Source organism: Pseudomonas sp. LBUM1679, from assembly GCF_059695565.1.
The window spans coordinates 2,162,109-2,175,010 of sequence record NZ_CP166774.1; the positions used below are offsets into that span (position 1 = coordinate 2,162,109).

Sequence of the window (12,902 nt, forward strand, 5' to 3'; positions counted from 1 at the left end):
CAGCCGATCGCGACAGGCAGAAATCGACCCATTGCGGACTAAGTGGCGCTCCAGTGAGCATATGTGGCCAGGTGGGCATTTACGAAGCACATGTTTTACCAAGCATCGCCCATCCGCTTTTCATCAGGCCCTTGACCATGTTCCAGCCTTTTGAGTTGTACGTTCGCGACCAGATAATCGAGAAAAACACGAACCCGTAACGGCATCTGCGTGCCTTGGCCGAGAAATACCGCATGGACGGGATCAATGTCTCCAGGGTTGAAGGCTTGCAGTATCGGCAAAAGTTTTCCTGATTCAATGTCGTCAACCACTTGGAATTCATCGAGACGAGCCAAGCCTACTCCTGCCAGTGCTAGCTGGCGAAGAGCCTCACCGTCACTCGCCGTCACATTACCCACTGGCGAGACAATCCATTGCGAGCCATTCACGATGAAAGGCCAGCCTTTCAGTGTGCGTGTGTAACCGAAGTCCAAGCGGTTATGGCGGGTCAGGTCTTCTGGCACGGTCGGCAGGCCATAGCGCTCCAGATACTGGGGAGCTGCGACGACGACCATCCGTGTTTCGCCGAGCTTTCTCGCCACCAGGCGCGAACTTTCCAGCGGGCCGTGACGGATCGCAACGTCGGTGCGCTCCTCAATCAGATTCACCACTTGATCCGTGAGTACGATATCCAGCTCTATACCTGTGTAGCGCGAGAGGAATTCGGGGATGAGGGGTAATAAAACTCCTCGGGCAAAAGGCACACTGGCACTGACCCTGAGAAGCCCCCGTGGATCGCCCTGTCCGGAGGTGCTGCGTTCAGCATCCTCCACATCCGCAAGAATTCTGACGCACTGTTCATAGAACGAATGGCCTTCCGGCGTGGGCGTCAGTCGCCGAGTCGTTCGGTTCAGCAAGCGTGCCTGAAGGCGAGTCTCCAGGCGGGATAACAACTTGCTGACCGCCGAGGGTGTCATGCGGAAGTCCCGCGCCGCGAGCGAAAAATTGCCGAGTTCTATAACCCGGACGAACACTTCCATCTCTGCCAGACGGTTGATATCCCAACGTGCCATTGTGAATTTATGTCATATAAGCCATTCGTGATAGCAGTCTATATCACAGATCATCCCGTAGGCATCATCTCTCTCAACCCCGTGTACAAGGACGGAAGGATACATAAATGATCAGAATTCGAAATGGTGAGACAGCATGAACCCGACTATGGCAAACCCCAAAGTCGCGCTCGTCGTCGGCGCGAACGGCATCATCGGCCATGCCGTCGCAGAGGAACTGAAGCGCGAAGGCTGGCGGGTCAGGGCGCTGGATCGCCGAACCGTCGTGGGTACCGAGACAATACTGGCGGATCTAACGGATGCCGATGCCGTGGCCATCGCGGTGAACCCTGGCCGAGACACGACTCATGTTTTTTACGCGGCCTTCAGTCCTGATCCGGATCTGGCGGTGGAAGCAAGTCGCAATGCCAACATGCTGGCCAATGTGCTGGATGGACTTGAGCAGGCGAATTCCGCTCTTCAGCGCGTGGTCATCTATCAGGGCTTCAAAATTTACGGCTCTCACCTCGGCGCGAAGGTTCGCACGCCCGCACTGGAAAGCGATGCGGGGCATATGCCACCGAACCTGTACCTTGCACAGGAAGCCCAGCTTAGAAAGCGTGCCGAACACAGCCGCTGGGATTACGTGGCGCTGCGTCCCGATCTGGTGGTCGGGGATATCTACGGCAACACGATGAATATCGCGCTGGTCATCGGCGTTTTCACCGAGCTGTCCCGTGCGCTGGATATCCCGTTGCGATTTCCCGGCACCGATAAAGCCTACGGTCAGCTGCTGCAATTCACCGATGCGGGGTTACTGGCACGGGCCAGTGTCTGGGCTGCACTCAGCGACTCTGCTGGTGGAGAGGCTTTCAACGTCGCCAACGGCGACATTTTTCGCTGGGAGCGTATGTGGCAAGACACGGCCAAACATTTCGGGATGGAAACGGCGTCTCCGGTTCCGTTGACGCTTGCACGCCACATGCCCGACAAGGCCGCGCTGTGGCGGGAAATCGCCGATCGCCACAATTTGATCCAGCCTGATCTGGGCAAGTTGGTCGGCTGGGGATTCGGAGATTTCATCTTTCACACCGAGACGGACATCATCTCGGATACGAACAAAATCTACCGGTACGGATTTACTGAAAGGGTCGACTCGAAAGCCTCGCTGTTCGATGCGCTGGATAGCCTCAAGAAGCAGCGAGTGCTTCCGTAGAGAGATCAGTAGTCGTTTGGATTGCCGCTGGTTTACGCAATCTCGCCAGCGGCAATGCTGCGCTTGAGAAGCGCAGCAAAGATAAAGTCTGTACTGACCGCTATTGGCCGATGGCTGCCCTTGTCGAGAGGCAGCTTTTTGGCCGATTTCTGCCTGTGGCGACCGGCAGCTATGGGTCGGATAGCGACGGTCAAACATCGACCGTCACTATGGAGGGTCAGACCTCCGTTTGTTCCGCCATTTCCAAGGCATCATCGACCTCGATTCCCAGGTATCTGACAGTGCTTTCAAGCTTTGTATGCCCAAGCAGAAGCTGCACAGCTCTCAGGTTCTTCGTCCTGCGATAAATCAGCGATGCCTTGGTTCGCCGTAGTGTATGAGTGCCGTACATGGTTGGGTCTAGTCCAATGGCTGTCACCCACGCTTTGACTATTCGAGCGTATTGCCTGGTGGAAAGATGCTCTGAAGCGTGCAATCGAGTTGGAAACAAGAAGTCCTCGCTGCGGAGGTGCGCCTGATGCATCCACGCCTCCAAAACCGTTCGAGTTTGCTCAGTGATTTCGAATTGCACAGGTTGCTGAGTTTTCTGCTGCATCACGATGGCCCGTGACGAGACATGCTCCCCATGGGCTATGTCTCGAACTCGCAGCTTGGTTAAGTCACAAGCACGCAGCTTGCTGTCGATGGCCAAGTTGAAGAGCGCCAAATCACGTGTCTTCTCCGCGAGCTGGAGTCTGACACGAATGGCCCAGACATCTCTGACTCGGAGTGGGGCTTTCTGCCCGATAAGCTTTCCCTTGTTCCAAGGCTGATGGCTGTGTCTAGCGATAGTGTTCATGGCTCGTCCTCCACGTTGAGGGAGAACAAGGGTGAATCAGTCAGAAAGAGTGGTGGTCGCTACCGACCCAAAGCGGACCTTCAGATGGCAGTTCCAACCATGTACTCATGGGTCACATCTTTAATAGGCGTTCCCAGCTTCAATTTGACGAACATTGGAAACGTTTGGACGAGTAAAAAACATGCCGGTCATTAAGACCGGCATCTTTAGCTCATTTTGCGAAATCAAACAAACTCGTCGTCCTCCCCGCCACCGAAGAAGCCCTCGTCAGCATAGTAGTCATCTGCTGCGGGTTCCTCCTGTGCCACTGGTGGCTCTTCTACAGGTGCTTGGCTAGCAAGTTGATCAGCACCATCGTCTTGGAACATACCCATCAACATGTTACCAAGCACCATCCCTCCAGCAACACCGGCGGCCGTTTGCAAGGCACCCGAAAGGAAGCCGCCACCTTGCGCCGGCGCCCCGCGTTGGACGAACCCTGGCTGCTGTCCTGCACCTGGTTGTTGTCCGAAACGCCCCCTGGCAAGTGAGCTTTGTGCACCGGTATTGCCAGCCTGGGAACTGGCCGGCCGGTTCTCAACTGGGTGAGCCTGGCTACGACCGCCAAACAGGCCTGCCAAGAAACCGCCACTGTTCTGCTGTGAAGCGTTCTGAGCACCCTTGAGAGCTTCAATCTCCGCTGCCTGTTCTTTAATGCGAGCGTCCAACTGCTCGATAGCATTTTCCTGCACGATGATGGCCTGCGCCATGAAATAGGGGGCTGCGGGCTGACGAGCAACGTGCTCCCTTATCAATGCGTCGGCCTGGGGCTCTCGCGGTGCGGATTGCCCCTCAACAGCATGCAGGCGGGCAAAAAGTCCATCAATCAGGTTCTTCTCTTCAGGTTGCATAGTGTCTACTCAATGCCTTATGGCAGGTGCACGCATAATCAGAAGCGGCTTCAGCGATGTCAAAAGACAGCTATTTCAAGAGGTTTCAACACGCGATCAAGCGCTGGATGGATATTTTCAGTGACATTATTTTTTCAGAACATGACGGCCTCAGAAGAGTGTAAGAGCACTTCTGACCATAGGGGAAATGACTTCCCAGCCAAGCTACCGCCGCCCTCAAGAGTCTATTGAAGGCGGCGGTAGCTCAAAGCAAGTTCGAAACCACACGGAGTCAGCGACTCACTGCTGGATGGTTTCGTCACTTATGGCCGATTTCTGCCTGTCGCTAGCTTCACGTCCTGAGGAAGTCAGTCAACCTAAATCGAGGTTCTTCAGGAGCGGTGAACCGCGCTTCCTCAGGCATTCAAATAGGTGGTTTCATCGTAGAGGGCCGCAGCTCAATTTCATGACGATGTTTGCGTGATATGAATGCGATTGTGCTGGTGGCAGCCAGCTGCGCTTTTCCAGTTTCTAGACCATAGGTCGATTGGAGTCGGCATTCACAAACGGAAAAGGTTCTCCAGCTAGACGACACGGAGCAAACGCCCGTATGCTCTCGATTCCTTATCTGCATGGAATCCTTCGTGGACCCCAGCCCCGCAACACACATCCGCTGTCCAGATTCTGAATTTGGTCGTGCCACCAAATGATCGAAACTATCCCTACCCTCATTCTCGGCATCCTGGTCATCCTGGCGATCATCGCTGTAAACGGCTATTTCGTTGCGCAAGAATTTGCCTACATGGCGGTTGACCGTACCAGGCTCTCAGCATTGGCTGCTGCCGGTGATACGTCGGCAAAGCGCGCATTAGCCGTCACGAACCGCACAAGCTTTATGCTGTCGGGTGCCCAGCTTGGCATTACCGTAACAGGCTTACTTGTTGGTTATGTCGCTGAGCCCTTGGTTGGTGAGCCATTAGGCTTTTTGCTCGCAGGAACCGGTATTCCGCCCGACGCCAGGGTGGCCGTCGGTACAGGTATGGCCCTAGTTGCTGCTACGATTATCCAGATGATCGTGGGTGAGCTTTATCCGAAGAACCTTGCCATTGCGAACCCTGAGCCCCTGTCGCTCGGGCTTGCCCGCTCCACGCTCTTCTATATGTCGGCCTTCGGCTGGCTAATCAGTTTCTTCGACAAATCTGCCAATCTTCTCCTGAAGTTACTGCGTATTGAGCCGATTCATGACCTCGACGTGAGCGCCTCGGCTACCGATCTACCGCACATAATCGCGAACTCGCGTGACAGTGGCGACCTACCACGTGAGCTTTCACTCATGATGGATCGCATCCTCGACTTCCCGCAACGCAACGTCGAGCACGCTATGGTGCCCAGATCACAAGTCGACTGGGTTGAGCCAGATACGACGCTCGAAGAGCTGCGAGGGCTAATGGCGCGCGCTCACACCCGATACCCGGTGATTGACGATGATGATTCCCCTGTGGGTGTTGTACATCTCGCCGACGTGCTTGCACGTCTTTCCACGGGAAACAGTAATGAGACCGTTGCGTCGCTGATGAGACCTGCCAAGGTGCTGCCTACGCTGATGCTGCTGCCAGATGCTCTTGATCAGTTGGTTCAAACAACCGATCAGTTAGCTTGTGTTATCGACGAGTATGGTGGTTTCGCTGGAGTGCTTACGATTGAAGATCTCGCCATGGAGATCGTCGGTGAAATTACCGATGAGCATGACGCAGAAGTTGGCGATGCCATCGTGTCTGAAGGGGAAAACACCTGGACAATGGAGGGCGACGTTCACCTCGACGAGGTCAGGCGCATTATTGGTCACGACCTGCCGCGCGTTGATGTTGAGACAGTGGCAGGTATGCTGATCGCTGAGCTTGGCGCCCTGCCCGGAGAAGGCGACACAGTCACCATTGATCTACCTATCGATGCTGCCGAGCTGGTCTCCGACGAGCCGGTGAGATATCGACTCGAAGTTGATGTACTGCGTATTGAACGACATGTTCCGACTGACGTTCGCGTACGGCTGGTCAAAGTGTCTATGGCGGAGGAAGACCAATGAATGATCCGCTGATAGTTACGATAGCAACAGTCGCGCTCATCGCGCTGAGTGGCTTGTTTGTTGTAATCGAGTTCGCGTTGCTCGGCGCTCGCCGGCACCGCCTTGAAGAGCTGGCCGTCAACAGTCTGTCCGCTCGTGCTGCGCTGCGCGGCATGAATGATTTGACGTTGATGCTTGCCGGTGCTCAGTTGGGCATCACGCTGTGTACCTTTGCCCTAGGTGCGGTAACGAAACCTGCGGTCGACTTATGGCTCGGCCCAGTGTTCATCTCGTGGGGCTTGCCTGAGTGGACTGCTGGTGGCGCAGCTTTCGGCTTCGCGCTTTTCCTGGTGACGTTCTTGCACCTGGTTGTCGGTGAGATGGCGCCCAAGTCCTGGGCCATTGCACACCCGGAAAGATCCGCTCTGGCAATTGGCATCGTCTCGCGCATCTATACCTGGCCGCTACGTCCGCTGTTGCGCTGGGTGAATCGAATCGCCAATCGTCTCGTAAAAGCCTCAGGTGTTGAGCCAGTTGAAAGCGCCGCAGTGGGTGGTCAGGATATTGAGACCATAAGGCAACTCGTTGAGCATTCGGCGAAGGTGGGCACGCTACAGCCGCAGATGCAGCAGCAGATTTCTGGCCTGATCGACCTGGGCACCCTACCCGTCGAAGCTCTGCTAATCGAGGGGGAGGCGCTGGTTCACGTTACGCGGGATGCGACGGTGGCGGATGTCCGCACTGCGGCCATTCAGTCCGGGCACCTGCGCATTCTCGTGCTGGGAACCGAGGGTATACAACCCTCGGTGGTTCACGTACGCGACACCTTGCTTGAGCCAGAGACTCGGTTTGCGCATGAGCTTGCACGAGAAGCTTTTGTGCTTGATGCGAAAACCCCCGTCTATGAAGCACTTGCGCGCATGCGTAAATCGAGCATTCAGCTTGCTTTAGTCGTGAGCGCGGATCGCTTGCTGGGCGTTGTTACGTTGGCCGACATCCTCAAACGAGTGCTTCCTGCTGCCTCCAATACCTAACGGTCGCATGTATGTCATAAATGTTCGGGTGTGCCCGTAACCACTTGGCAGTTACATCTTGCTTGGTATAGACAGTTTTCAGCTTAGCTTCGTTGCTGATCAAGCTCATGACCCTATGCGGCTGAGCACGTATTGAAGCTGCTCACTGGTTATCTTTGGTTTAGGGCTGAATGACTTGAACGGCTGCTTCTGGCCGTTCTCTACCTATCATGGTTGGAAAGCGTGTTGGTCAAATCCGATGCAATCGATGGCCCGAACGAATGCAAATGACTGGTCAGGTCGAATGCAAACGGGTGCTCAAGTGGAGTGCAATTTCGCATACAATGGAACGTCGAAGCGTTGATGACACTACACGGGGTACGCAGGTTGTACTCGGAACACGCAGCTGTGCTTTCGTATGAAATGTTATCGAAGCACTCGTTCCCATTCACGAGTTGCTAATTTGTGACACGCTGAAGGTGATCCGCCGAAGCATCGTTTCGATACAGTCGCCATTTCGGCCTCTGTCGTGTAACGGATACAGACTCCGTTTTCGTCCAGCAACACCCCTCCTGCACCTCTCAATAGCGCATGCCCAGCTACGACGTCATGAGCTGAGACAGGATAGAGCGAGACACCACATACAGCATCGCCGACGGCGACTCTTGCTAGTCTGTATGCAATTGACGGCATTGCATGAAAACACGCCGGTGCGCACAGCTCACGATTGAGCTCCGGTTTATTCACCGCCGCGGCGCTGACCATTACTGTGCTGCTTTTCGAGAGCTTTTTATCAGCAAGACGTACGCTTACTGGTTTGCCGTTGCGAATCAAGTGTGGAACACCTTCTGCCCAACCGATGCAATCAGGAAGCCCCTCAGGAGTGACAGGGGCATACACAACCCCGAGCACTGGGATAGTCTCATGCAGCAGACCCACCGACAGAGCAGACCCCTTTAGCCCCTTCAAGAAATCACTTGTGCCGTCGTTTGGGTCTACAACCCAACACCAGGCATGCCCCGTGAGCAAGTGCCCCGTCTCTTCACCCCAAAAATCGCACCCAAGTAGGTTGAGAAGTTCAGGCCTCAAAATATCTTCGATTTCTACGTCAACTAAGGCCTTGTCGCCCTGGCCGCGGGGTCCATCCGCACGATTCCACTCCTTCGAGAGCAAAACGCCTGTGAGTTCAACGATCTGGGTGACTTGAGCGAGGAGATTTGAAAGATTTTGACTGGCCATAACGCTCCAAAAAAATGACGGCCGCCAGTGAATTCCTCAAACGCAGCCGAAACATTATAGGTCGTGGGCAGACGGCTTCATCCATGAAACATCCTACAAAACAGTTAGTTGCATACCATTTGACCAGGCATTTGCATTCGATCTGACCAATTGCATTCGATCTGACCAGTGCATTGGACATCACCGGTCGGAGGGCTTTTGACGCTTCCACTACCAGCCCCACCTCCCGCCTGGCGAAAGGCTTAGCGCTTGCGGCTTTTGACCTTGCGCATAGACTCACCCTTGAGCTGAAGAACATGAGATTTGTGCACGATTCGGTCAAGGATAGCGTCTGCAATCGTTGGGTCAGAGAACAGGTCGTACCATTTCTCCTTTGGATATTGGCTGGTGATTAGCAACGAGCCATTTTGAGCCTGTTGATCAATAACATCTAGGAGAAATGGACCAAGCTGTGCATCGATGCCTCCAATACCAAGATCATCAATGATCAGTAGCTCGGCTCGGATCAATTGACGACGCAGTTTCGGGAGCGTGTGGTCCGCCCAAGATAGGGATATTTCTTCGAATAATTTTATGGCGGTGCGATAGACCACAGTTTTGCCAAATCGACAGGCCTGATTTCCAAAGGCACAAGCCAACCAGGTTTTTCCGGTACCGGTTGCACCGGTGATGATTAAGTTTTGTCGACGTCGCAGCCATTCGCATTCACCCAGAGCAATGACTTCATTGCGATCAAGCCCCCGACTGGCTTTGAATTCAATATTTTCAAGGGTTGCTTCCGACTCGCGCAGCTTGGCTGCTCTTAGCAAGCGCTCAATCTTTCTAGTCTCGCGTTCGGATGTCTCTGCCTCCATCATCAGACCCAATCGTGTATCGAAGGGCTGTTTGATCAGGGATGGCTCCTCCAGTTGGCGCTCGTAAGCCATTGCCATTCCCGACAAACCAAGGCTCAGCAACCCCTGAGAAGTGTTCATTGATTGTTTCATACCGGTTCATCTCCTTGCGTGGCGTAATATTGGGCGCCGCGAATGTTTGAGTGCTCGATGAGTGGTGTTGAAACTCTGAACGAAGGGCGCAGATCAGACTCGTTACGTAAAATTGATCGCAGGCGTTCCGAGCTCAGGATGTTCAACGAATTGGCGTAAGCGCAAGCCGACTCCAACCGAGAAGACAAAATTTTTCCTTTACGTACGTCGCGCTTAAGTGCAGCCACAGCCCGGAGCCCAGTGGCGAAGTCCCTACGATCCTCGAGATTTTTTTTGACGTAATATAAAGTTTCGGGACCGACACTCTCTGCCCATACCAATAACATTTCAGGTTGGGAATCCTGAAAGTACCCATGGTTGGGAGATAAATGCTCTCTTAATGTGCTGAACCCTCTACTGTGACCTACACGATGAGTGCTGATGATTTGCCGTTGAAAGCAGACTTCAAGCCACTCATCGCTTACGCGCAGGTCTACAATCTGATTTGCGAACTGATAAGGGACCGAATAATTATGCTCATTGAACTCAACGTGGTAATCCTTGCCCACGCGGACGTGGTAAACCCATTGACTGTAGTTGTAGCTTTTCTCAGGTAGTGGCTGCAAAGCTGGCAAGTCAATCTCAAGGAAACGCGTCATCCGGCTTTTTGGATAAGTTCGAGTAATCCTATCGTTCAAAACACCGATCCAGTGAAATATTTGCTCATTGAGTTCTTCTAGTGAGAAAAATGTACGTGTGCGAAGCCTCGCAAGCACGAATCTTTGAACAATTTGAACGCCTATCTCACCCAATGATTTATCCTTAGGTCTTCGAGGCCTAGCTGGCGTAACGGCTACGCCGTAGTGCTCTGAAAGTTCGGAGTACGCACGATTCAATATAATTTGGTCACGTGTCGTCTTAAGTACTGCTGCCTTCAAATTATCGGGAACAACAAATTTGGGTGTACCTTCAAAGAACTCGAAAGCTCGCACATGACAACGAAGCCAATCCGAAGTCGTCTGACTTGAAACGGCTGTAGCGAATGTGTACCCCGAAGCTCCCAATGTAGCTACGAAAATTTGAGCATTGCTGACAAGTCCTGTTACTGGGTCTGTTACAGGCATCGTTCGCCCGCAAAAGTCGACGAACATCTTGTCGCCTGGTAAGTGTATCTGTCTCATGCTGATCTTTTGGGTGTTTAGCCAAGCCTTATAGAGACGCGTAAATTGAGCATAAGAAACTCCCAGAGGCTCATTTCCCCGATACTCTTGCCATAACAATTCCAGAGTCATATCAGATAATTGAAGCTGTTCGTGGATATGTAGCCACTGTGGACAAACTTTTCTATTAACTGATTCTTTTGCGTCGCTGTATAGCCGAGCAGTGAGCATTTTGTTGTCGAGAATCTTGAGACTCTCCCAGGTTTCGCCACTTTGGTTTAATTGATCTCGAAGTGAACGAACCGTATTGTGAGATACCTGCGCTAATCGGCCAATGGCTCGGTTAGAAAGCGATAGATCACACAAAAGGCGCAATACCTCGCGCTGCTTCTCTACTGGTAGTTTCATCGTTGCTCCCCCGCGACAGGCGTGTGAACGCCTCACAAATCGCGCCGTGTGAAATTTACAGATGAACGGGGTTTGGCCGGCTTGACGCCGAACGCAAGGGAACACAGAATAGCGATGTCTTGGCGTCGAAACCTGACATAACCAAAAAAAGCCTGGGGCGCCAACCCCGGGCTTTTTTGTGCTCCAGAACCACCGTATTAGGGTTCAGTCAGCTCTCATATCATTCCCTCTTTTTCCTGTAGCAGATCATATCGATCACGTCATTGAGCCTCTTCCTGCATACCGTCTGGCAGCTTCGCAAGCGACAAACGCTGCTTGGCAATCCATGTAGCCACCTCTTTCGATAACGCAAAGGAACCGCGTCGGTTTGGCACATCAAATAATGGCACCTCGATTCGCCCTCGCTGTTTGGCTTTGCGAAATGCCTCATGCGATGCGTAGCCCAACTCCCGCGACAGCGCATTGCTTCCGAGCATAAGCCCGTAACGGTCCACAAGGTCGTCCTCCAATTCGGAGGCGAGAGCCTCTATTTCAATGTCTTCTCGCATGACGCAATTGTCCCGTGTAGTCACGCATAATGTTAATAAACCAAGCTCTTGCCTTCCAGCCGTAAGACTTCTACATTTTTTACGGTATGGACTTTCGAGAGACCGGTGTAAATGACTGATTTTAAACGGATAGCTGAAATCTATGCAGCGTTTCCAGATGAGATGCGGAATTTTTCAAGTGAAGAAAAATCGCCGCTACGAAGTCCGATTGATACGATGCGAACTCGCTACTGGTACGAAGGGCTCAAGCAACGCACTCACTTGTCGACCGCATATGCACTGGAGAAATACTTCGAAAAGGAGTCGTTCCAACGAAACAGTGATGGGACCATTCGACATTATCGAAGTAAGTGGGAAGGTTACGACAACGACCTCAACACCCCGAAATCGAAAACGCTTAAACGCGTTGAGCTGCTTGCGCCTGGTTCAACTCGAGAAGTGGAACACCCTCTTTGGGAAATAATGCGGCATGTAGCCAAGAAAGATATCGAATTAGACACGCACATGAGAGAACTTAGTGTCGATGTGCAAGAGGCGATCTATTCGTCAGGCTTTTCAGGTTTGTGTGCGTATTCGAAACGCGAACCTGTCACACAGCGGCTGTTAGATAAGCTTGAAAAACGTGCCAGTCTCGACAGTATGGCTTGCCTCATTTGCTTGATTCTTGAAGCAATTCAGCAAAATCGCGATTCCACGGCTGTAAAAGCGGCAAATACTTTGCATAATGTACTTTTAATGATTGGAATTGAACTGCAGTCTCGTCATATAGCACTTCCATTCTTAGATTGGGTTATTAGGCATATATTGCCCCTAGGAGTGCTGCCTCACTTGAAAGTTTCGATGGTGAGCAGTGACTACGTGCAAGCTTCAGCTTATTTGAACGCAATGGTTTATCAAAATAAAAGCCGCAGAGGGAAAAGCCTGGAATGGCCTCAGCGCGTCAAAGTTATGCATCGGTTAATTCACGGTAAAATGGGGATGGACGTTGAGTTTGCCATGAGACCAAGATTTGAGCTTAGGTCTGACATTAAGGATATTTCACCAGAGGATATCAAAGACTTTGAGAGCGCCTCTAAATTTCGGAGCTGGGGTTGGAAATGTATTCTTGAAGGACGTTCAGAACCCTTCCCGCCGGCTGAGCTCTTCCTCTGACAGCACGCGTGCACGAAGCAAGATGACAGTGGTGGCAACCTCAGGCCTTCTTGAGAGCAGCTCCTGACTAGATGCAGATCTACAGCTCTGACATCTGAGGTAATAGGCAGGATGGATCACAAGCGAGCTCGCTTGCGATGCGATACAGCTTCTCAACCGTGATGTTTACTTCACCACGCTCAATCCGCCCCATATAGCTACGGTCGATGTTGCAGGCTAGAGCTAATGCATCTTGAGAAACCCTGCGGGCCTTTCTCTGTGCCCGAATGAGTTCCCCTAACGCTTTCGCCAACGTATCCATGCCCGCCTCAATTTCACATGAGGCGGCACTATCGTGTGTTTGCGGACGCAGGGGCCACGGATTATAATCCGTATTTCTTTTGCGTTAACTCTTCTGGTGC

12 protein-coding genes are annotated in these 12,902 nt (G+C 52.6%); 4 read left to right on the forward strand and 8 right to left on the reverse strand.

Going from position 1 to position 12,902, the window contains the following annotated elements; genetic code table 11:
* Positions 1-95 precede the first annotated feature (95 nt).
* Positions 96-1,052 carry a LysR family transcriptional regulator gene (locus ACA062_RS10030; RefSeq protein WP_497456222.1) on the reverse strand — a complete coding sequence of 319 codons (957 nt, stop codon included), beginning with the start codon at positions 1,050-1,052 and terminating at the stop codon, positions 96-98.
* Between the two features lie 136 nt (positions 1,053-1,188).
* Between ACA062_RS10030 and ACA062_RS10035 the strand changes: the two genes are divergently transcribed.
* Complete coding sequence (locus ACA062_RS10035; protein WP_497456223.1) at positions 1,189-2,247, forward strand: SDR family oxidoreductase; 1,059 nt, start codon at positions 1,189-1,191, stop codon at positions 2,245-2,247.
* 217 nt (positions 2,248-2,464) lie between these two features.
* Here ACA062_RS10035 and ACA062_RS10040 read toward each other — a convergent pair whose 3' ends face one another.
* Both ACA062_RS10040 and ACA062_RS10045 read right to left on the reverse strand, forming a co-directional pair.
* A complete protein-coding gene (locus tag ACA062_RS10040) occupies positions 2,465-3,085 on the reverse strand; it encodes a tyrosine-type recombinase/integrase (protein WP_497456224.1) in 621 nt (206 codons plus the stop codon).
* A gap of 224 nt (positions 3,086-3,309) precedes the next feature.
* Positions 3,310-3,975: a DUF2076 domain-containing protein gene (locus tag ACA062_RS10045; protein ID WP_497456225.1), complete on the reverse strand. Its 666-nt coding sequence runs from the start codon at positions 3,973-3,975 to the stop codon at positions 3,310-3,312.
* 685 nt (positions 3,976-4,660) lie between these two features.
* On the opposite strand from ACA062_RS10045, the gene ACA062_RS10050 reads away from it, so the two are divergent.
* Both ACA062_RS10050 and ACA062_RS10055 read left to right on the forward strand, forming a co-directional pair.
* Complete coding sequence (locus ACA062_RS10050; RefSeq protein ID WP_150788350.1) at positions 4,661-6,037, forward strand: hemolysin family protein; 1,377 nt, start codon at positions 4,661-4,663, stop codon at positions 6,035-6,037.
* Positions 6,034-7,050, forward strand: coding sequence for a CNNM domain-containing protein (locus ACA062_RS10055; RefSeq protein ID WP_497456226.1), 1,017 nt, complete (start codon positions 6,034-6,036; stop codon positions 7,048-7,050). The genes ACA062_RS10050 and ACA062_RS10055 overlap by 4 nt, the downstream gene beginning before the upstream one ends.
* A gap of 405 nt (positions 7,051-7,455) precedes the next feature.
* Here ACA062_RS10055 and ACA062_RS10060 read toward each other — a convergent pair whose 3' ends face one another.
* The 4 genes from ACA062_RS10060 to ACA062_RS10075 all read right to left on the reverse strand — a co-directional run bounded on the left by ACA062_RS10060 (position 7,456) and on the right by ACA062_RS10075 (position 11,349).
* Positions 7,456-8,268, reverse strand: a complete 813-nt coding sequence (locus ACA062_RS10060; protein ID WP_497456227.1) for an inositol monophosphatase family protein — start codon at positions 8,266-8,268, stop codon at positions 7,456-7,458.
* 242 nt (positions 8,269-8,510) lie between these two features.
* Complete coding sequence (istB, locus tag ACA062_RS10065; protein WP_497456228.1) at positions 8,511-9,254, reverse strand: IS21-like element helper ATPase IstB; 744 nt, start codon at positions 9,252-9,254, stop codon at positions 8,511-8,513.
* On the reverse strand, positions 9,251-10,801 hold the full coding sequence (istA, locus tag ACA062_RS10070) for an IS21 family transposase (protein WP_497456229.1): 1,551 nt from the start codon (positions 10,799-10,801) through the stop codon (positions 9,251-9,253). Before istA ends, istB begins: the two co-directional genes overlap by 4 nt.
* Positions 10,802-11,061: 260 nt before the next feature.
* Positions 11,062-11,349, reverse strand: a complete 288-nt coding sequence (locus ACA062_RS10075) for a hypothetical protein (RefSeq protein WP_090182938.1) — start codon at positions 11,347-11,349, stop codon at positions 11,062-11,064.
* Between the two features lie 111 nt (positions 11,350-11,460).
* Between ACA062_RS10075 and ACA062_RS10080 the strand changes: the two genes are divergently transcribed.
* Positions 11,461-12,501, forward strand: a complete 1,041-nt coding sequence (locus ACA062_RS10080; RefSeq protein WP_497456230.1) for a hypothetical protein — start codon at positions 11,461-11,463, stop codon at positions 12,499-12,501.
* Between the two features lie 79 nt (positions 12,502-12,580).
* On the opposite strand, the gene ACA062_RS10085 is transcribed toward ACA062_RS10080, so the two are convergent.
* Entirely contained in the window at positions 12,581-12,802 is a 222-nt protein-coding gene (locus ACA062_RS10085; protein ID WP_090182941.1) for a helix-turn-helix domain-containing protein, read from the reverse strand.
* Positions 12,803-12,902: the final 100 nt, after the last annotated feature.

Excerpts from the sequence above, each read along its gene's own strand:
- ACA062_RS10080 (WP_497456230.1), top strand. The coding sequence starts at position 11,461 with ATGACTGATTTTAAACGGATAGCTGAAATCTATGCAGCGTTTCCAGAT.
- ACA062_RS10085 (WP_090182941.1), bottom strand. The coding sequence starts at position 12,802 with ATGGATACGTTGGCGAAAGCGTTAGGGGAACTCATTCGGGCACAGAGA.
- ACA062_RS10075 (WP_090182938.1), bottom strand. The coding sequence starts at position 11,349 with ATGCGAGAAGACATTGAAATAGAGGCTCTCGCCTCCGAATTGGAGGAC.
- istA (WP_497456229.1), bottom strand. The coding sequence starts at position 10,801 with ATGAAACTACCAGTAGAGAAGCAGCGCGAGGTATTGCGCCTTTTGTGT.
- ACA062_RS10030 (WP_497456222.1), bottom strand. The coding sequence starts at position 1,052 with ATGGCACGTTGGGATATCAACCGTCTGGCAGAGATGGAAGTGTTCGTC.
- ACA062_RS10050 (WP_150788350.1), top strand. The coding sequence starts at position 4,661 with ATGATCGAAACTATCCCTACCCTCATTCTCGGCATCCTGGTCATCCTG.
- ACA062_RS10040 (WP_497456224.1), bottom strand. The coding sequence starts at position 3,085 with ATGAACACTATCGCTAGACACAGCCATCAGCCTTGGAACAAGGGAAAG.
- ACA062_RS10035 (WP_497456223.1), top strand. The coding sequence starts at position 1,189 with ATGAACCCGACTATGGCAAACCCCAAAGTCGCGCTCGTCGTCGGCGCG.
- ACA062_RS10055 (WP_497456226.1), top strand. The coding sequence starts at position 6,034 with ATGAATGATCCGCTGATAGTTACGATAGCAACAGTCGCGCTCATCGCG.
- istB (WP_497456228.1), bottom strand. The coding sequence starts at position 9,254 with ATGAAACAATCAATGAACACTTCTCAGGGGTTGCTGAGCCTTGGTTTG.
- ACA062_RS10060 (WP_497456227.1), bottom strand. The coding sequence starts at position 8,268 with ATGGCCAGTCAAAATCTTTCAAATCTCCTCGCTCAAGTCACCCAGATC.
- ACA062_RS10045 (WP_497456225.1), bottom strand. The coding sequence starts at position 3,975 with ATGCAACCTGAAGAGAAGAACCTGATTGATGGACTTTTTGCCCGCCTG.